This is a genomic window from Paenibacillus sp. NPDC057934 (assembly GCF_042887565.1).
GTDB lineage: Bacteria > Bacillota > Bacilli > Paenibacillales > Paenibacillaceae > Paenibacillus_AQ.
In genome coordinates this window covers 64,416-84,035 of the sequence record NZ_JBHVPB010000003.1, presented here as the reverse complement: position 1 = coordinate 84,035, position 19,620 = coordinate 64,416, and the positions used below count along the sequence as shown (strand labels likewise).

The window sequence follows — 19,620 nt, the reverse complement described above, 5'->3', positions numbered from 1 at the left end:
TAACAGCACAATCCTTTCAATCCACGCTCCCACATAGGGAGCGACGTAGAATGATGTATAATAGCGGTAATGGCAAAACCTTTCAATCCACGCTCCCACATAGGGAGCGACTGAGTTGTTCGTCTTGCGTATTGATGATCGGCGTTCTTTCAATCCACGCTCCCACATAGGGAGCGACAGCGAATTATCACTTTAATAAGTGGCATCCACGGCATAGCCCTGCTCAACACACTTTATTACGTAAAATTACTATTTTCAGAATTTTCACTCGTCAATAATTCCCATTATCTTCAATAAAACTGGTGCGAATCCCCCTGGGAAACCATGTTAGCTTGGGTTTCGCACCAGACCCGCACTATTCCTGCAAACTCTTCTTGAACATCTCAACATACGCCAGATGCGGGAATAGGATGGGGTTGTTAATGAGCATCAGCAGTTGGTTCAACTGGAAAGTTAGGGACAGTAGAGACACTTCGTCAGAAGAGTTCTCTTTCGTTATGACTCGATATTCCTCAAGTTTCGTATCTTTAGCACTGAAAATGACTCCCATAACATGTTCTTCAGAACGCGGATCGTCATAGTAATTCAAATCTCCATGCCACCAGCCCAGGCTTTTCTCCTCCTCTGGGATGGTGACCTCCAGCTTGTCCTTCTCCTTGGAAGGATGAATCAAGATATCGAATCCGGCCTCTTCTGTTTTCGCTACAGAAGTATTGGTATGGCACAGGATTCTAATAGGTCTTGTGGAGGTTTGAGTAGGTGCTGGTGTTTTGTTTTTCTTTTTCCCGCATGTATCTTCGGGTTCTTGATTCTTCTGCTCCTGCTGCGGAGGTTGTGTCGCTGGCAAGAGCTCAAAACCTGTACATACTACCGCCCCAACCATCCGGCTAATAGCCTTAGCTGTTGTACGCAGTTGTTCAAGGCTGTTCACCCAATCTGGCAAGTTATCTTCACCATAGATATTAGTACTCTTACACTGCACAACAACAGCCACGGCCTCAATCGGAATATATTTTAATTTACCGTATCTAAAAATATAAGGTGTATACTGTTCGTCGAAAATCGCCAAATCGACCTCATTAGAGACGCGCCCTTCTGAATCAATAATAAAAACGGAATGCTCGATCGAGAATTTCTGCGGGATCATTTGCTCGAACATGCTTTTCCAGATTTCTTCGCGGAATGTCCCTGTCGTCACATGATGTTGTGAGCTGAATTTCAGTTGATTAACGATCTGTTCTTCCATGACTCTGTAATTCTCAATCAGCTTCTTTCGAACTTGTTGATTCTGCTCTGGACTATTCATTGTATTTGCCCTCCCTTTACTTAACCTTGAATCTTCCGTACCCAGCGTTGGTCTTGCCACCTAAGCCTTCTTGCTGCACAGCAGCGGTTAATATCTCTCCTGCAATATCGAGCCATTCCCGTGCCTGGGCAGACATCCCAATGTAGGTCAACTGCAACTTGAAATCCGCGTTCACACTTATAAAAGGTATAGGAACTGGTGAATCATCATCATGTGGTGCGGCGTCGCTGCTTACGACCTGTTGCTCCTTTGTAATCCGGATTTGGTTATACTTCTGATGATGCGGCGTTAATACATCTAGTCGAAGGGCTGTGCCTACAGTTTCAGGTGTTACCAGCGCATCGTGATAACAGATACTGCCCATCTGGGTCGTTGATCCGAACAACTGATTATAGTAATCCCCGCCTGAACAGAACCTTTCATCCATTTGCCCCAAGTAACGGTTACAATAATGTGCTGCCACACCCTTCAGCACTGTGCCTGGGAGATAAGGAACACCATAGATCGGGTGAAGTGTGATGTGGGTCTCCAGTACAGAGGGCTGACCTTGCCCAATCGTGAGTGCAGACAACGAGCTCAGGATGCAGGTGTAGGATTCTGCAGAGGATGGAGACAATCTGTCATAATATTGCGCAAAAAGAAGCTCATACCACTCATGTAGCGCACTCTTATCCGCGCCTGAAGTTTCTGCCTGATTTGGCTTCTCCTGCGTGTTGCTCTGCCCTTTATTTCCTTCTTGAGCATTCCTGTGCTGTTTGTCTCCCTCTCGTGTATCTCCTCTCCCTTGTTGCCTGGATGGCTTTTTCCCTGTCCATGCAGTTGTATAATCCTGGACGAGGTTGAAGTAGAAGTCACTTTTACTATTAGACTCTGTGATCGCTCCCTTTAAGCCTGAGTTAAGCAAAGAGCCGTTCAACTTCGTTAATACCAAATAAGCATTCATGATTGCTCCTCCAGTTGACCATCAGCATCGGCTTGGGTTACACCCAGAATAGCCTCCGCATATCGCTTGAACCAGACAGAAGCAGCCAGTACCTGGCTCGTCAATAAGCGATAGTCGTCCATTCGCTCCGGGACTGTATCTTTACCCTTCCTAACCTCGATCTCGATTCCGAGTGCTAGTCCCATGTCCTTCAGAAAGTGCTGACGCATCCCTTTTTTAACAGAGAGGAAGGCGACCGTCAGTCGTAAGCCGTTCAGCATGATCATCGAGGGCACACGGTGGCACAAGCTGCCGTATTGCTGCTGTTCTTTTTTACTTAACTGTTGAACCTCATGTATGCAGCCAAGTGCCTTCGTGGAATATTGGTGCTGTATCGACTTCATGACCGTTCACCCGCGGAGAACCGAAAGCGCACGCGTCCCTTGCCCACAGAAGCATTCGCGCCGACCTGCAGGAATTGCTCTTCAGGCAGACGGTTCAACAGTTTCTTGGCATCCAGATTGCCAGCTCTTGTGTATACCTTGTCACACCATACCAGTCCATAGAGAATCGCTTCCGTCGGGATGTATTCCTCGTACCACAGCGCTCCACCATCCACAGTCTTGGTCTCACTGAGGATGCGAATCCGCGGCGTAACTTCACAGCATGTCGTGACAAAATACTGAAAAGCCTCATCAGACACTATGACGAACCGCTGTTTGAACATCTCAGCGGAGAAGCAATCTTCTGCACTGAATAGATGCTTAGTGATTTCAGTAAGCCAATTCGTGAGTGACTCTTTCTCGTTCGCCTCGGCTTTAAACTCGTCGAGTTCAACCGAACGTGCTTTTTCTTTTCCTCCAGCCTGAAGGGGTTCCCTCAAGACCGAATCTGTTCCCACAATGACTTTATCTACCGTTTGATCCGTAGAACCGAATACTTTGTCAATTCCCTCCCAATCCAGACTGTCAGGAATCTCAATTCCCGCAGCTCTTGCATCCCGAAGGAATCGTTTAATTGCCAGCGGAGAGCTTACATAGGCGAATGTACCGTATCTACTGGCTACAGGGAACGCGAGCATGCGTGCATCGGACAGAACCAAGGCTCCGGCATGCCCCGAGTTTTCTACGCTGGTAGCCTCCTTCTTATTATCTTCCTTGCCAAAAGCGGCGCTATACCACGATTCATCGTAATTCGTTCTCCGGTGGTATTCCCCCTGCACACCCTTGATACTTGAGCCAGGAAACAGCGGCCAGGCCGTTATTTTCTCACGCATAATCGGCATATCGATGACTCCCGTTCCTTCCCCTGTTCCCACATGGACTGGCGTCAGACAATGTATGAAATACAATCTGCTATTACTGCTCATTTTTCATCCCCCGCTTCATTAAACTTGCTGGCTCCCACGTTCCCCACAAGGCAAGTCCGAATCCATCCTCCTGGTCGAAGGCACCCTTCCTCCGATTAGGATCAGACACGGAAGTTAGCCACAACTCTTCCATTAGGGGGGCCGGATCACCATCTCCTTGCACCTCGAAGAAATAGACACTGCCCGCAGAAACCATCCGCCGCACGGCTTTCTCTTGACGCTTACTGTAGCTCCAGCCGGAGACAGGCTGCCAGCGGGGAATGCATGCCCAGCGCAGCTTCAGTCTGACCCCGTATTTCGGAAAATCAGCCTCCAATGTATCCGTATCCACCCAACGGGGCAGCCATCCCTTGGCGAAGAAAGCCGGAGTAGCGAGAACGAGACGAACGTGTGTGATTTTATCCGCATGATCTGACTTATTCGACTTGTCTGGCTCATTGTGTGGGCGTATGTCCTTCAAGATGACATCCGGCACATCCCAGACCGCAGAGTTCTTCACCTCGCTGGAGTGTGCCAGCCGACGCTTGCCCCCGAACGTATGCAGAGTGGACATCGGCTCATCCGGCCAATGCTCTGCCTGATCACCGATGTTAATTTCCGTAAGCAAAGTCATTCCATCAAGTAGAACAAGCATCTCTGTGTCGAACAAATGCTTGTCCTTGGCCACTCCAAGTTCGTCATCAATAGAGGTATGTACTCTGGTCTCCCGTGCGAAGGAAGCGAGGAAGTGCGCTGGCTGTGACGCTGGCTTCCCTGCACCTTGGTTCTCCCACCACTCTGTGAGTGCAGCACTCCAATCTTCTGGTGTCAGCTTCTCCAGCAGCCAATTGTGCATCCACTCCGCTGAGACGAAGGCCGGGCGATTCTTCCATCCCTTCTGTGCAGACGCCTCAGCTACTGGCCATAAGTCTTGCTCATATCTTCCATCCCTGTCCGTTCCGAGGAAGCCCATGCATGCTCTAGGCGGAGCCAGCGGCCTTCTATAGCTAACAATGATTTTTTTATCCACCTCATAGAGATCGAGATCTTGCGGAAATGGATAATAGATCATCCCATTCAGTTCATATAGCGGGCCGCGTATCGTGGCTCTTGCCATAGCTTTAACCACAGACTCTGAATTGAAAGAATCGTCCACCACTGTGGAAGAAGAGAGGTACTTCCCTACCATGGTACGGACAGTCCCGGCTACAGCACTCGGTGCAATAAAATCCAGACTACGCGCAGTTGCACCGGGTGTCGTATCGAACGGCCGACCATCCCGGTTAAGGATGGGGTCCAGCGGTTCAATTCGTATGGTGGTCTTCAAGGCCTTCACCTACTTTCACTAGAGTCATGGCGATGATGAACTGCTCAGATAAGTTCCCCAACTGGTTTACAGCGTCTAAATCTACACCTTGTATACTATCGAACAGCGGCAGCAGCTCTGACTTGATCCGCTCAATCAATGACTTCCTCTGTGGCTCTGTTAGGCCACCGGGCAGCTTCCGGTAGGCCAGTCGCTCAGCCTCTTGCCGAAGCAGCTTGTGAAGCTGGCCTCTATACACAGTGCCCGCACCCCATCCCGACGCAAGCATAGACTGATATTCACGGTGTAACTTACGCAGGTCGAAGGCGAAGCCGGCTGAGAACAGTCCTTCTCTATGTAACCTCTGAATTTTAGAGAGCAAAGCGATCGGGTCATTGTCAAAAGATATAGAAACCTTAAGCGCGTCCCCTCCGCTCCGCTTCTTAATATGCAGGGCCAATTCATTACGATTCACCTTCGCATGCTCTTCGGCGGCCTTGCCATAACGACGGACGTCCCCGAGCATCTCCAGCATGTGCACAATGACCATGCCCACAGACAAAGTAGGTACAGGATAAGTAGCATCCTCTGGGAGCGCTGCACGCATAGCTGAGATGAAGGCGGTCTGAATATCTCTAACGGCATCCAAGCAAGTATGCAGCGGCAGGTAGGCCATAACATCATCGCCGCCACTGTACACGAGTTGTCCTTCATGCCGCTGAATAATGACTTCCGCCTCCGCTGCGAACCCGGACAACGATTCACTGAACTGCTGGTGATCCTTGTAAGTCTTCATCTGCCGCAGCAATTGTCCCATATGGTCCCCGTCACACATGATGAAGCCATAGTAAGAAGAAGGCTTCACACCGATTTTGTCATACAGCTGTTGCAGCCTGAATTTGGTCCCTTCGCTGATACTCTCCTGTTCCGTGATGGACAATATTCGCTTCGCCTCTTCAGTAACGAATTCATCAATTCGATTGTCATAGAAGAGACGAGAATCCAAGTTTCCAATAGCAGTAGACTTAATATGCAGTACATCGTCATAGCTTTTTTTCAATGAATGAATGTAGTGCAGGACTGCTTGAACTCTCTCGGAACTACGATCTGAAGTCGTCAAGACCTGTAGATATTGTTGAAAGGCGACATCGCACACGGATTTGAACTCTCGCTTCTGCATCGTGTGTCGAGACATTCGCTTCACTAGCGAGATCGCATCCAATGTCTCATTATTTTTGATGCCGTATTTACTAAGTTCAGAATACCGGTCAGGCCAGATGACAGACTCGCGTCCACCATCGAGTGAGGATTTAGGATCACCATAAGGTCTGCTAGGATCATGCGCCCGGAAGTCCTTCAGCGTCTTGCGTGCCGCCATTAGCTCTTCTGTTCTGCTCCGCACCTCATCGTAGGTCATTTTCTCAAAGTTCAGTTCCTCACAGGTTTCTACGTCCGGCCAAATACTCCACACGGCGTAGAATTCCAAGACATCCTTCACTTGCTTCTTCCACAGACCGGGGTTAACTTTACCTTCAAGCTTCGCCTCAGCCGCTACAGCGAACTCGTTCCACTTCTTCTCGACAGCCGTTCTGACTGCAATCGCCACCTGCTTCGGGTCACTGGTCTCAACTATACCCATCACTTTATTCGCCACATTCGCCACTTTGTGCGCGGACGCTGTATCCGGGTTCACCTTGATCTGCCCCGCGCTAGGAAAAATAATCTCACTAGACAGACCAGGCAGATTAGATAGTGTCGTGGCCGCTGCCTTGGACAATTCAGACAGTAAATAAGAACCGAACCACAAGTCTCTCGTCTTACGCGCCTGAGCAATGAATTCTTGAACAGGACCGATGGAGAAGAGCATCAGTGTTCTTATTGGTTTTGTTTGGGTCTGTAAATTCTCGGTGGAGTGTTGCTCTTCCCTTGGTTCCATCTCCTTACCTCCTCGCTATTTAGAAAAGCTTCAATGGCTGACGTTGTTGGTATCCCCTCAATTTTCATAGGACTTTTGCCATACTTCAGCGAGCTGTAGATGTGTTCTGGGGTGATGGTAAGGTTATTTATTTTTTCGTCGATTTCGACAAATTCAACTGTTTCCTTTTGTATGTGCTCCCATATTAATTTTTTTGAATTTGTTGCTTTCTTCAAGTTGTTATCCATTCTTCTTTCTGCCATTCGTCTGAGTTTCAGTCCCGTAATCGGTTTATGATTCAGTACGATAATTGCCCCTATGCCTCTATTTTTGTCAACCGCAATGGCTTTCAGGATGAGCGGTGAAGCCAAACGATCCTTGCCGACAGGCAGAAGTTCAGTTTTATACGGCTCATCGTGGTCCTTCGGATGGAATGTGGTAATAATAGGCATTCCAAGTTGAGATCTGGGGAATGCATACATAAGCCGCTCTTGATCTAGCGTGAACAAACGCTCATGTCCCGGCTGAAATCTACCCATGATCCTTCGAATGGAGTCAGGTTCAGGCCATAGACTACGTTTCTTATTCCCATCCTCATCCTCATTTCGCCGTTGTCTGAAGCAATGATAGGTGTTGATCACATCCTTCCAATGATACATAATATTTGGTTTATTATTTACGTGACCCTTAGTGTTATCATTCTTTATCTGATTGAAGTGGATTGTAGTAGATAATGTAGGCCAGTCCCGGTATTCTCCGACTGGAAGAAGATCCAACTCATACTTACCGATCTTTTCATCGTACCACTGTTGCAGATCCTGTCCACGCGGGGGTGAGAACTTCGGGCAGTACAGACTGCCAGCACCTCTGCGTGTCCGGCTACCTAGTCCGCCAAAGTTAATCCATGCCCACAGGGCTGCATGAAGTTCTTGGCGTAAAGCCTTTATTTCCTCAGGCTCCAGGTCAGCTTCGTCATAGCGTATATGTAGTCTGAAAGAGTAATTCTCTAAATAGTCCGTGGGATTCTTCCGTACAGAGAACAAAACGTAAGAAGGAGGTGGAACTTCATCAAGCCTTGTCTTCTTGATAACTGGGGGAGCCCCAACTGTTTCTGTCCATATCTTCACTCTACTAGGCGTGGTCGTATCCCCGAAGATAGCAGCTTCCCACTTGCGAAGTTCCAGTACATTCTTACACTCCGCACCACGTGTAGCGCGCCACCAGAACCGCAGATGCCCCCGAATAGATGCCTCTCGGATGGGATGTTTCTCGTTGATCTCGCGGGCTTTGCTTCCTCCACCATACATAGGCGTCACAAGCGTGATATCGTATAACTCTTCCCTTTTCGGTAGCTTGCTTTGGATCTGCTTTATTTGCAGTTGTACATCCCATAGATTCGGAGCAAGATTTTCTTGTTTATCCGACAAATGAACTCATCTCTCCTTCACGAACAACAAAATAGTCCTGAATATTAACTTGGATTATAGACTTTGGAACTACTTTCTATTTTCATTATACTTAATTATCCAACTCTTACATAGCATAATTTGACAATATTTGCAGACTAAAAAGCGATCAGTAGTTTGGAAGGAAATTTATCCTCCAATTATCAATCGCTGTGTTGTAGAATAATAAGTTATTCAGGTATCTTAATCCAATGCTAGATTTAACTTCATCCCAGTGATTGAATCATTCATAAATCTTTCAATCCATGCTCCCACGTAGGGAGCGACTATATTAAGATCCTTTCTTGCCATGTTGATCATATTTCAATCCACGCTCCCGCATAGGGAGCGACTGCTTGGCCCCAACACCAGGTACAGCTCCGTTGGTATTTCAATCCACGCTCCCGCGTAGGGAGCGACGTTCGTAAAATTCCCCAAACCGAGGGGGGCGTATTTCAATCCACGCTCCCGCGTAGGGAGCGACCTTTCACTACCATTTATTTCGCGTACCAATTCATATTTCAATCCACGCTCCCGCATAGGGAGCGACCATGCTTTCGCTGTGGCCATTCGTTTAGTTCAAATTTCAATCCACGCTCCCGCATAGGGAGCGACAGCTCATAATCCGATGTTTTGTCGCCATCTAGTCATTTCAATCCATGCTCCCGCATAGGGAGCGACCGGTAACCCTAAATGTGTTCTGACCACTGCTCAAATTTCAATCCACGCTCCCGCATAGGGAGCGACTTTTTCCACTCATTGTATTCCTGTCTTGATTTAAATATTTCAATCCACGCTCCCGCATAGGGAGCGACCTCCCCGCGGGCTCCGCCCCCTGTACACCCATTGCCTATTTCAATCCACGCTCCCGCATAGGGAGCGACTTGGTTGGGATTAGCAGGTCTTTCATAATATCGTAATTTCAATCCACGCTCCCGCATAGGGAGCGACGACGATAACCAAGGCGGCAATGGCGAAGGCAATCAGATTTCAATCCATGCTCCCGCGTAGGGAGCGACTTAAATTTCTTCCGGGAGCCGTTCGCCAATTCCGATTTCAATCCACGCTCCCGCGTAGGGAGCGACATTGGTGGAGATTTCAACATCTCCAACTGTATTATTATTTCAATCCACGCTCCCGCGTAGGGAGCGACGCTAGTGAAGTTTTTACCATCCTGCACGGTAAAAAATTTCAATCCACGCTCCCGCGTAGGGAGCGACTTACATCCCTCATTACATGGTCATGATCTTTCTGATTTCAATCCACGCTCCCGCGTAGGGAGCGACTCTGTTTCTAAAATGTTACGAAGGCTCTTCAGAATTTCAATCCACGCTCCCGCGTAGGGAGCGACAAGGAATCAGGGTAAAGCTCACATCCGGTTTCAATTTCAATCCACGCTCCCGCGTAGGGAGCGACTACCTGTTCAGGTGTCGGGGCGTGGTATGTGTATATTTCAATCCACGCTCCCGCGTAGGGAGCGACATCCGCCCAGCAAATTCGATGCCAATCGCTTCAAGATTTCAATCCACGCTCCCGCGTAGGGAGCGACGTTGTTGGCAACCCTGTATGGGATGCGCAACTAAAATTTCAATCCACGCTCCCGCGTAGGGAGCGACTATATTAAGATCCTTTCTTGCCATGTTGATCATATTTCAATCCACGCTCCCGCGTAGGGAGCGACAGAAATTATTAAAGCAGGGGAAGACTGACAAAATAATTTCAATCCACGCTCCCGCGTAGGGAGCGACTCTGATGGAGCGGTCTATCTTGAGGATGAGTTAAAATTTCAATCCACGCTCCCGCGTAGGGAGCGACATTTGAATGATAAGTCTTTGCTAATGACATCATGATTTCAATCCACGCTCCCGCGTAGGGAGCGACATTATCTTCGACAAATGTTTCACCCTCCTCATCTGATTTCAATCCACGCTCCCGCGTAGGGAGCGACTTCATGTGACTATCAACGGAACTGGTCATATGGCATTTCAATCCACGCTCCCGCGTAGGAAGCGACAGCCACGTTGCCAGTAGGTTACCGACCATTCGAATTTCAATCCACGCTCCCGCGTAGGGAGCGACGGATTATCTACTCGTCTGACTGGACTTGAAGTGATTTCAATCCACGCTCCCGCGTAGGGAGCGACGTCAGATAGCCATTGGCCGAAGGCATTCATGTACGATTTCAATCCACGCTCCCGCGTAGGGAGCGACGAGTACCGCTGTCGGAATCTCATGCATTGGCTTCGGATTTCAATCCACGCTCCCGCGTAGGGAGCGACCCAAAATGCAGCCAAGCATAGTATCAATAAAAATTTCAATCCACGCTCCCGCGTAGGGAGCGACTCCTATTTCCGTCTGAAGAGCCAGCACTGTGTTAGATTTCAATCCACGCTCCCGCGTAGGGAGCGACCCTAAACCGTGAGACGTGGCCGCAGAATCAAGAATTTCAATCCACGCTCCCGCGTAGGGAGCGACTATTATTAACGGTAATTTCGACGTTTGGCAACGGGATTTCAATCCACGCTCCCGCGTAGGGAGCGACTGTCTCATTCCACTTCTCCCGACCGATGGACACGATTTCAATCCACGCTCCCGCGTAGGGAGCGACGGATACCGCATGGCTTCCAATCTGCGTCTTCCTATTTCAATCCACGCTCCCGCGTAGGGAGCGACTCCCACCAGCAGCCATCACAGCAGCTAACAGTATATTTCAATCCACGCTCCCGCGTAGGGAGCGACAAGGCATGCAAGAGAAGTACTTTGTACTTAAAACCATTTCAATCCACGCTCCCGCGTAGGGAGCGACGCCCCAGGTCCGTTCTCGCACAGCGATTTTATATATATTTCAATCCACGCTCCCGCGTAGGGAGCGACGTTTCTCCATTATCAAGAATAGGTTTTCCATTTAGAATTTCAATCCACGCTCCCGCGTAGGGAGCGACGAAGTCATCGCAGCCCAAGAAAACATAAAAATTATTATTTCAATCCACGCTCCCGCGTAGGGAGCGACTTTATTTACACAAATAACCATCTGTGATATCATATTTCAATCCACGCTCCCGCGTAGGGAGCGACTTGCCGTTATTAGTAGTTCCAGTAGCTGGCACATATTTCAATCCACGCTCCCGCGTAGGGAGCGACGACTACTTACGGGACCCGCTAATGCGGATGTACCTGCATTTCAATCCACGCTCCCGCGTAGGGAGCGACTTGTCTAAGTCCGAAATGACAGCCAAAGAGTTTATTTCAATCCACGCTCCCGCGTAGGGAGCGACCGTGTTGATTATCAGGTTAATAGATGGTGGATGTATTTCAATCCACGCTCCCGCGTAGGGAGCGACTAGTGTGGGCCAGAAGCTAACAGGGAACAGCCTATGGATTTCAATCCACGCTCCCGCGTAGGGAGCGACGACCACGGTTGAAACGTTCACCGCCGCCTTCCTCCGTATTTCAATCCACGCTCCCGCGTAGGGAGCGACCGACGCCAAATCTCGGCCGCTTTAAACCACCGAGTATTTCAATCCACGCTCCCGCGTAGGGAGCGACACATTCAATTACGCCGACCTCGCACACGGAACGATTTCAATCCACGCTCCCGCGTAGGGAGCGACATCGATGATGATAGTATCGAAGTGGTCAGCTGCATTTCAATCCACGCTCCCGCGTAGGGAGCGACCAGAAAGCGTCAGCAACTCGCCGATTTTAGACTCAATTTCAATCCACGCTCCCGCGTAGGGAGCGACGATGCCTCGCGTAGTCGGTCCGTCCACCGTGCAGCATTTCAATCCACGCTCCCGCGTAGGGAGCGACATACTCTAAACTGGCTAAAATCAATGGTATAGAATTTCAATCCACGCTCCCGCGTAGGGAGCGACCATATTGATGGTCAAAGCTATTTGGTGGCTAAAAATTTCAATCCACGCTCCCGCGTAGGGAGCGACTTGTTCCAGTTATACCGCCCCTCACCGCTGTCAATTTCAATCCACGCTCCCGCGTAGGGAGCGACACCTCGAAACGAATACGATATGCGCGAATCCATACATTTCAATCCACGCTCCCGCGTAGGGAGCGACCAGTGCATAAACTGATGTTTTTATGCATATTTAACATTTCAATCCACGCTCCCGCGTAGGGAGCGACACGGTAATTTTTTTAGTGAATCAGTTATTTTCGTATTTCAATCCACGCTCCCGCGTAGGGAGCGACAAAGGAATGTTGAGGTTTGATACAATCCAACTTAATTTCAATCCACGCTCCCGCGTAGGGAGCGACGTCACGTTCTACGTCCGAATTGTAACAACTTTTGATTTCAATCCACGCTCCCGCGTAGGGAGCGACATTTAATGTGACTAACTGGGTAGATAATGTCAAATTTCAATCCACGCTCCCGCGTAGGGAGCGACAGCTCCCCGCATCAGCGTGATAGTGTCCATTGAGATTTCAATCCACGCTCCCGCGTAGGGAGCGACGGTTCCGCTATTCATTATATTCTTAACTTCGGTATTTCAATCCACGCTCCCGCGTAGGGAGCGACAGGATAATCCAACCAAAGATGCAATAGTGCCTGAATTTCAATCCACGCTCCCGCGTAGGGAGCGACGGAAATGCCTCTGATAATGGAATTATGGAAAGAAATTTCAATCCACGCTCCCGCGTAGGGAGCGACGATGGCTGACAAAAAGTCATTAAAGTTGTCCCAATATTTCAATCCACGCTCCCGCGTAGGGAGCGACATCTTCATGGTTCATACCGCCCTCATTATCAGATATTTCAATCCACGCTCCCGCGTAGGGAGCGACGCAGTAAGGCGCCGGGCAAAGGAGAAATTAGCAATATTTCAATCCACGCTCCCGCGTAGGGAGCGACCGCTTTTTCTGTTGATGCTAGTGCTCCAGTAACGATTTCAATCCACGCTCCCGCGTAGGGAGCGACTAGATTCCGAGGTTGCCTGGCGGACGGCCTGACATTTCAATCCACGCTCCCGCGTAGGGAGCGACATACATTAAAGCAACAAGTGATGTTCAAAACAATATTTCAATCCACGCTCCCGCGTAGGGAGCGACGTAATGAATCGGAAATCATATCATTTGATCAAATTATTTCAATCCACGCTCCCGCGTAGGGAGCGACTGACATTGATTTCAAACCTTCATATATCGTTAGAATTTCAATCCACGCTCCCGCGTAGGGAGCGACCATCCATACTGCCGGGAAGACCGATAACATTTGTATTTCAATCCACGCTCCCGCGTAGGGAGCGACCTCTTAAGGTATGCAGACCGATATGTCGGTGTGCTATTTCAATCCACGCTCCCGCGTAGGGAGCGACAAGATCATAGCCATAGGGCGGTTTATTCCCGATATTTCAATCCACGCTCCCGCGTAGGGAGCGACTTGATATCCCAACGCTGACCTTCGATTTTCAGATTTCAATCCACGCTCCCGCGTAGGGAGCGACACAATCTATTATGAAACGTATATAATAGAATTAATTTCAATCCACGCTCCCGCGTAGGGAGCGACTTGTTCCAATTGTAATCAACACCCAATTCTTTGAATTTCAATCCACGCTCCCGCGTAGGGAGCGACAGCGATTTTCACCCATAAAAAGGGTAAATGACCTTTTTATGAACCGAAAATCCCTTATTCCTCTCACAAGAAACATCTCAAACTCAGTTTCTTCATTCCTTTTATACAAATAATGTAATAAATTTGGTGCGGAGGACCCGGGGATTTCATGGGAGCTTCACATTCGCACTACAGAATCAGGGGCCCTTCGAGATCGAGAGATTCCTTAATCCCGACATGTTCAACCTTGTTCTTGTGGTTATTCCCAAGTTGATAAAACCGCAGACTGTCTTCTGTTTCATCAATGATATTCTTCAGCTTAATCTTCAGCTCAGCGAATTGCGTCGCATCGACAATACATTCAAATACGGAATGTTGGACTCGCTGCCCGTAATTCTGACAGACCTTGGCGACTCTTCGCAATCGGCCTTGGCCTCCACTACTGGAAGTTTTCACATCATAAGTAATTAGTACTAGCAAATCGCACACCTACTTCCAAAGAAATGGAGGATACTCGTCCAGGTCATTCCGCAGATGACGAGCCAGCAACAGAGCTTGCGCATGCGGAACGAGCCCCCAGGTGATTTTCTCCCCCAAATAAGGATGAGTGAGACTCTCTTGTTTCTTACTCTGCCACGCCGTGAGGAATTTCTTTCGAGCTTCATCGGTCATGATGACCGCTCCGTTCTCTTTTTTCACAAAATCCTCTTTACGCACCAGCTTCTTATTAATCAGTGAAAGCACAAACTTATCTGCGACAATTCCTCGTAATTCCTCCATCAAATCCAGCGCTAGCGATGCCCGGCCCGGTCTATCCCGGTGCAGAAAACCTACATAAGCGTCCAGCCCGACAGCCTCCAGCGCCGAAGCCGTATCATGAGCGAGTAGAGTGTAAGCCAATGACAGCATAGCATTCACATGATCCAGCGGCGGTCTCCGGGAGCGGGAATGAAAATAGAAATCTTCTTTCTGTTGTAAAATCATTTGATCAAACAGTCGGTTATAACTAACCGCAGCCTGCCCTTCCAACCCTCGCAAACGGTCAAGCTCTTCACAAGCCCTCACCTCAAGCATAATAGAAGATAAATGGGCAGAAATCTCCTTAAATTGCTCAACATCAATGCGCAAAGGATAATCACGGGTCATCCGCTCCAGCATCCATTTATGATTGTAGATTTTACCTATAATAAAATTCCGGGCAATCCGCGCAGACGACTGCTCATCCTCTGAAAGAAGATACTGCTTTTTTCTCAGCACCACATTCCCTTTGCTTGGCCCAATCACTCTGGCAAGGAATCTTCCGTTCATCGTCAAGAACATCAGTGAAATGTTCCGCTCCGCACAATAGCCCATTAATGCTGGGCTGGCCCCCGTATAGCCAAAAGCGACAATCGACTCCAGGTTATGAAGAGGCATCCTGCCTAGTTTTTCCTCATCCTTCAGAAGGACAATGTTATCTCCATCCAATGATAAATAGACCGAGGGCTGGGTGATATATAACGTATTCTGAAGTTTTTTCATTCCTTGATTTTCCCTTCAACATAACTTTTTACGGTCTGTTTATTCATTAGCTTAGGCAAACAAATATGTTGGAGTGAGCAGCTTTGGCAAAAAGGACCCGTTTTCACTTTAGGAGTATGTCTACGACGGTAGTAGTCTTGCATCTCCTCTACAATCGCCTTAACCCTATATTTGAGATCCGGGGTAAGCTGTACTTCAATTCTGTGTTTGATCTCATTGTAAAAAATATATCCTGTCGATATATCGCACAGCAGCATTTCTTCCAAACACATCGCTTGTGCGGCCAATTGCAAGATATCTTCTTCATTGACCTTGGGCTTGCCTCGTTTGTATTCGACTGGAAAGGCAAGGTATTTGCCGTCAGCACCATTGATGGGGACACCTGTATCATCTTTTACGAACTCTACCACATCACATATACCGGAAATATTCAGTTCTCCTGACCTTACCGGCATCGCTCGGACAACGAGCTTATCCCCACGCTTCTCCCTTGTAAAAGGCTGATCTGCATTGCGATGCAGATGCTGTCCTTCTACGGTCTTCACATTTTCTTCCCATTGTTGTTCAATATGAATTAATGCCCACTGGCGTTTGCAAAATTGAAAATGTTGAATACCCGAGAGCATTAACGCTTCGTCATCGTTATAGTCCATCTATTTCTTCGACCTTGAGGCCTTCAAGCGGGTATAGCTCAATGGCGTAATCCTCAATGGATTTCGGCTCCTCAGCCTTTGCCTTTACCTTAAGGGAGTGATGAACCTTAGCCGCGGAATACTGTCCAAGTCTGGAACTATGTTCCCACCAGTACAGCTTATGGATCTCCATGCTGCCGTCCGGTCTAGCAGAAGATACGTCATTTTCAAAAAGTGTCCGTAACGCCTCCTTGATCTTGCCTGCGTCTTCATTGGTAAAGCCCGTTTTTTCAGCTAATTGTGTATTGATGCTGCCGTAAAAAACATAGACTCCAAAATCCACACGGTGCTTCATTCCCATCGTATCGGATCCCCGGTCTTTTCCCGGTTCAGAGTTCACACTTTTTGTAATTTGCAGACTTGTAATATCAATGGGGCTGACACTAGTTGCTGTATGAATGGAAACCGGACCTCTCACTCCCACAGATACACCAGAGCCTTTACTGTCAGATTTAAATGCAAACACTTGGCCAAAGCTTCGCACATCAAGCCACTCCTGGCAGGCGATAGTGGCAAATTCGTCATTAGAACTAGCTTTAGCCTTGAAGATTTTTTCTAATTCGGAATTAGCTTCCGCCCGCTCTCTCAAGCTATTAAAAGAGTCCGTCTTACGATCATTGGACTGGACAAAAATCGCTTCGCCCATATCTTGCAGCCGATTTCTGATTTTCCGCTTCAAGGCGACATCGGAAATCTCGCCATAGCCGTCATAATTCTGACGCGGACGATTCCCGTTCAGCGGGTCACCATTCGGGTTAGCTTTGGTTACAGAAAGCACAACGGCAAAATCAATTTTATGATCTAGTGTAGTCATTATTCATTTCTCCTTTTTAGTTAGAAGTTTCTTCAGACTCTTTAGATTCTTTGTTCTTGTCCTTGCCTTTGTACAATTCATGCCGCTGGCTATAAAAACCAAGCAAATATTTACCCGATAACGCGGTATTATTGAACGTCTCTGTTGTGAATTTTGATGCAACTTCATCTATCAAACTGGAATAATAGGTAGCTTTTGCACCCAATCTTGCCTGATGCGGCTGTAATGCAGCCTGAATGATTCCCCAGGTTCTCTCTGGATATCTGGAGAAAGAATTCATATACCTGATAGCATTGGTGGATCTTTTCTCATCGGCATCTAATGCCCTTCTTTCCAACACGTCAGCTATCGCCAACAATCGACCAAATAAGTAACTTCGGTCTAGATTCTCTGTTTCCAGTGCCATACCACATCTCTCCTTTTTGTTAATCAAGGCACAAGTAATACTAAGCGTCTTCTCCCATTCCCATTTCTCCAGGGCTACCGGATTGGATGCCCTATGGGTAGCACTTCTAACAATATCCTCGGGGATGGTACGGCCATCTACGATGCAGGGAAGCATGCGCTCCATAAGTCCTTTGACAATCTTATCGTTGGCGTTAGGCCCATAGGCGGCAAAAGCAATATCCTTGGTGGACGGCGCCCCGTAGAACTGGGCTGTCTCTCCTTGCTCATTTTTACGGTAACGATGCATCCAGGCACAGGTTGAATGCCATTCGATAAGCTTGTCCAGATATAAATTCTTGTCCATATTACGGTAATACAGAACAGCCAGGCGTCCGGTAGTCGCGGAATCAAGCACCAGAATATTAACATCCGATTTATCTTCCGCATGAAGACTGTTGCGGTATCCGCCCAATGCTTTTGCAACTTCTCGAGCAAATACCTCATTGGTATCGTTGATTCTTTTAGTAATAGCCTCAGCTTCCGGGTTAAGATTGAAGAAATCCTCTGTTGGATCGGGAATATTAAGGTCATTGTTACCCCAGACAAGGAACACCCGTTGATCAACAATTTTTGCCTGGCGGTTAATCAGCCATTTCAGGGCATTATGTGCTTTTTGCGAAACTTCGTAACTGATACTAGCTGCATCGCTGCTCTGGTTAAATCGCCCCCGGAAGGTAAAACCACTATTATCGTTAGCTGAGATAAGTTTAGCCTTATCTCCCGCATTTCGGATTTTATTGGCGTGTCTGTCTGTGCTAGGAAGCAGTTTACCTGATACATAGCAGTAATCGTCAGCTCCAAGCTGGTGACTGTAGAACCGCACAAAAGAATCATAAACCTCAGGATCTTTCCACACACTCTTCATTGTCCGGTTAGGTGAATGAACATTAAACCGTATAAATGCACTTTCCTGTTCACCGGCGATCAGCGAGAAGAGCTTAGGCTTCTCTCCATGCTGGGCTTCATATTTCTTGTCCCACTTTTCAATGAGCCGCTTATTCTCATCCAGGAATAGTACCTTTGCTTCTACCAGATCTTGAATTAATCTGCGCTTGCTCAGATAGTTGTAGATACTCTTGATCTTTGCACAGGTGTAAGCGGAGTTAGCCCATTCTTCAAGATTTTTGATATAGGCAGCAAAAGGTTCTTCTTTCTTAATCTTTCCGCCATAGGCAATAAAATCGCCAGCTACATAGCTTAATTTATCATGCAGCGGATACGGAGCAACCTTAGATCCCGCGCGGCTAGCGGATTCTTCTGTACAAGGAATCAGTGTACTAATATCCTCTTTAGCGATCACATCAGCGGAATGAAATTCGCCATCCTCAGTGATTTCCACAACGATATGCGCATTTTGAGTGGTGTGGGAGACCGGCAGCAGGGTGTATTCACGATCATTATTCTTCCGCTCTATAATACCTACACGGTCCAGATTGGACTCATAAGTCTCATATAAGTTCATCAGCCAACTCATGCATTCCCCTCCAATTCCAACTCTGCCAGCAGTTCATCTGCGGATTGAACATTAGTCTCGTTGAACAGCTTGGGTTGCATGTCTGAAATTGTACGTACCTGTGTACATTCCTCCGGCCGGATAAAACGGATAACGCCATCCTTCATCACCGGATTCCACAGCCGCACCTCCATCTTCGCCCTTCCAGTTTCATCTGGGTAATTGATGCCATGAACCATGTTGCCCAAGTGAATCTCACCATAGTTATCATAAAATCCAGGCTCCTCACCAAAGACACAAGGTTCTACATAGGCCTGGCATTCCCTTGCCCCTAGAAAAATATCTCTACGGCCCCCAGCCTGTAAAGAGCGCTTCAAAATATTATGGTGCTTATTTTCATTTCGATCATGTTCTAGCTCTGGACGATTCATATTAAATTCAAAGTGGGCGCGAACCTCGTAGCATACATCCTTCAGGTAGGTATAGTTAGCTAGCGTGTTGCCGCCTCCGTATTCAATCGGACGGATTCCTTTGGATTCCATTCGAATTGCGTTCACTATACGAATCTCATCTACCACGAATAATAAGGTAGGCTTCCAATAAATAGCTTCAACAATCCCTTTCAGTGCCTGATAAGTGGGCACACTGTACGTTAGCTTCTCTCCTCCCAACTTGGTAAGCGGATCTGTGAAAAGAGCATATTTTCCATACACCTTAAATTCGATTCCGTTTCTCATCGTTTGTTCATCCTCCTTTCTGCTGGATCAAGTTCCACTTGCTGATTACATAATATTCCACTAATCAAACAACGTCAACATTTATATTATAAATTATACGAAAGATTGAATTTAGTTCTATTAAAGTTATAATAAATTGTCGCTAT

13 protein-coding genes and 2 CRISPR repeat arrays (1 of these 15 cut by a window edge) are annotated in these 19,620 nt (G+C 47.7%); all 13 genes read right to left on the bottom strand.

The window, feature by feature from the left end; genetic code table 11:
• A CRISPR array of direct repeats spans positions 1-178; the repeat unit is 32 nt; unit sequence CTTTCAATCCACGCTCCCACATAGGGAGCGAC; it reaches 588 nt to the left of the window's first position.
• 177 nt (positions 179-355) lie between these two features.
• Positions 356-1,306 carry a DUF6602 domain-containing protein gene (locus ACFVRY_RS07805; protein WP_387498954.1) on the bottom strand — a complete coding sequence of 317 codons (951 nt, stop codon included), beginning with the start codon at positions 1,304-1,306 and terminating at the stop codon, positions 356-358.
• 16 nt (positions 1,307-1,322) lie between these two features.
• Positions 1,323-2,249 carry a type III-B CRISPR module RAMP protein Cmr6 gene (gene cmr6, locus ACFVRY_RS07800; protein WP_387498952.1) on the bottom strand — a complete coding sequence of 309 codons (927 nt, stop codon included), beginning with the start codon at positions 2,247-2,249 and terminating at the stop codon, positions 1,323-1,325.
• The gene (gene cmr5 / locus ACFVRY_RS07795; RefSeq protein ID WP_387498950.1) at positions 2,246-2,632 is read right to left on the bottom strand and encodes a type III-B CRISPR module-associated protein Cmr5; all 387 of its coding nucleotides are present in this window, start codon (positions 2,630-2,632) and stop codon (positions 2,246-2,248) included. Before cmr5 ends, cmr6 begins: the two co-directional genes overlap by 4 nt.
• On the bottom strand, positions 2,629-3,597 hold the full coding sequence (gene cmr4 / locus ACFVRY_RS07790) for a type III-B CRISPR module RAMP protein Cmr4 (RefSeq protein WP_387498948.1): 969 nt from the start codon (positions 3,595-3,597) through the stop codon (positions 2,629-2,631). Before cmr4 ends, cmr5 begins: the two co-directional genes overlap by 4 nt.
• Positions 3,587-4,903: a type III-B CRISPR module-associated protein Cmr3 gene (gene cmr3, locus ACFVRY_RS07785; RefSeq protein WP_387498946.1), complete on the bottom strand. Its 1,317-nt coding sequence runs from the start codon at positions 4,901-4,903 to the stop codon at positions 3,587-3,589. The genes cmr4 and cmr3 overlap by 11 nt, the downstream gene beginning before the upstream one ends.
• Entirely contained in the window at positions 4,881-6,818 is a 1,938-nt protein-coding gene (gene cas10, locus ACFVRY_RS07780) for a type III-B CRISPR-associated protein Cas10/Cmr2 (RefSeq protein WP_387498944.1), read from the bottom strand. The genes cmr3 and cas10 overlap by 23 nt, the downstream gene beginning before the upstream one ends.
• A complete protein-coding gene (gene cmr1, locus ACFVRY_RS07775) occupies positions 6,758-8,224 on the bottom strand; it encodes a type III-B CRISPR module RAMP protein Cmr1 (protein WP_387498942.1) in 1,467 nt (488 codons plus the stop codon). Before cmr1 ends, cas10 begins: the two co-directional genes overlap by 61 nt.
• 274 nt (positions 8,225-8,498) lie before the next feature.
• Positions 8,499-13,831: direct repeats of the CRISPR family, unit length 32 nt; unit sequence ATTTCAATCCACGCTCCCGCGTAGGGAGCGAC.
• 168 nt (positions 13,832-13,999) lie between these two features.
• Positions 14,000-14,290: a CRISPR-associated endonuclease Cas2 gene (gene cas2, locus ACFVRY_RS07770; RefSeq protein ID WP_387498940.1), complete on the bottom strand. Its 291-nt coding sequence runs from the start codon at positions 14,288-14,290 to the stop codon at positions 14,000-14,002.
• 9 nt (positions 14,291-14,299) lie between these two features.
• Positions 14,300-15,331, bottom strand: a complete 1,032-nt coding sequence (cas1c, locus tag ACFVRY_RS07765; RefSeq protein WP_387498938.1) for a type I-C CRISPR-associated endonuclease Cas1c — start codon at positions 15,329-15,331, stop codon at positions 14,300-14,302.
• Positions 15,328-15,984 carry a CRISPR-associated protein Cas4 gene (gene cas4 / locus ACFVRY_RS07760; protein WP_387498936.1) on the bottom strand — a complete coding sequence of 219 codons (657 nt, stop codon included), beginning with the start codon at positions 15,982-15,984 and terminating at the stop codon, positions 15,328-15,330. Before cas4 ends, cas1c begins: the two co-directional genes overlap by 4 nt.
• Positions 15,974-16,837 (bottom strand): type I-C CRISPR-associated protein Cas7/Csd2, encoded by an 864-nt coding sequence (gene cas7c, locus ACFVRY_RS07755; protein WP_387498934.1) that lies wholly within the window; start codon positions 16,835-16,837, stop codon positions 15,974-15,976. The genes cas4 and cas7c overlap by 11 nt, the downstream gene beginning before the upstream one ends.
• A gap of 16 nt (positions 16,838-16,853) precedes the next feature.
• Positions 16,854-18,758: a type I-C CRISPR-associated protein Cas8c/Csd1 gene (gene cas8c, locus ACFVRY_RS07750; protein WP_387498932.1), complete on the bottom strand. Its 1,905-nt coding sequence runs from the start codon at positions 18,756-18,758 to the stop codon at positions 16,854-16,856.
• Positions 18,755-19,474 (bottom strand): type I-C CRISPR-associated protein Cas5c, encoded by a 720-nt coding sequence (gene cas5c, locus ACFVRY_RS07745; protein ID WP_387498930.1) that lies wholly within the window; start codon positions 19,472-19,474, stop codon positions 18,755-18,757. Before cas5c ends, cas8c begins: the two co-directional genes overlap by 4 nt.
• Between the last annotated feature and the right edge of the window lie 146 nt (positions 19,475-19,620).

What these genes read in the sequence shown, in the direction of transcription:
- ACFVRY_RS07805 (WP_387498954.1), bottom strand. Translation starts at nt 1,306, where the DNA reads ATGAATAGTCCAGAGCAGAATCAACAAGTTCGAAAGAAGCTGATTGAG.
- cas8c (WP_387498932.1), bottom strand. Translation starts at nt 18,758, where the DNA reads ATGAGTTGGCTGATGAACTTATATGAGACTTATGAGTCCAATCTGGAC.
- cmr6 (WP_387498952.1), bottom strand. Translation starts at nt 2,249, where the DNA reads ATGAATGCTTATTTGGTATTAACGAAGTTGAACGGCTCTTTGCTTAAC.
- cas1c (WP_387498938.1), bottom strand. Translation starts at nt 15,331, where the DNA reads ATGAAAAAACTTCAGAATACGTTATATATCACCCAGCCCTCGGTCTAT.
- cmr4 (WP_387498948.1), bottom strand. Translation starts at nt 3,597, where the DNA reads ATGAGCAGTAATAGCAGATTGTATTTCATACATTGTCTGACGCCAGTC.
- cas4 (WP_387498936.1), bottom strand. Translation starts at nt 15,984, where the DNA reads ATGGACTATAACGATGACGAAGCGTTAATGCTCTCGGGTATTCAACAT.
- cas5c (WP_387498930.1), bottom strand. Translation starts at nt 19,474, where the DNA reads ATGAGAAACGGAATCGAATTTAAGGTGTATGGAAAATATGCTCTTTTC.
- cas10 (WP_387498944.1), bottom strand. Translation starts at nt 6,818, where the DNA reads ATGGAACCAAGGGAAGAGCAACACTCCACCGAGAATTTACAGACCCAA.
- cmr5 (WP_387498950.1), bottom strand. Translation starts at nt 2,632, where the DNA reads ATGAAGTCGATACAGCACCAATATTCCACGAAGGCACTTGGCTGCATA.
- cas7c (WP_387498934.1), bottom strand. Translation starts at nt 16,837, where the DNA reads ATGACTACACTAGATCATAAAATTGATTTTGCCGTTGTGCTTTCTGTA.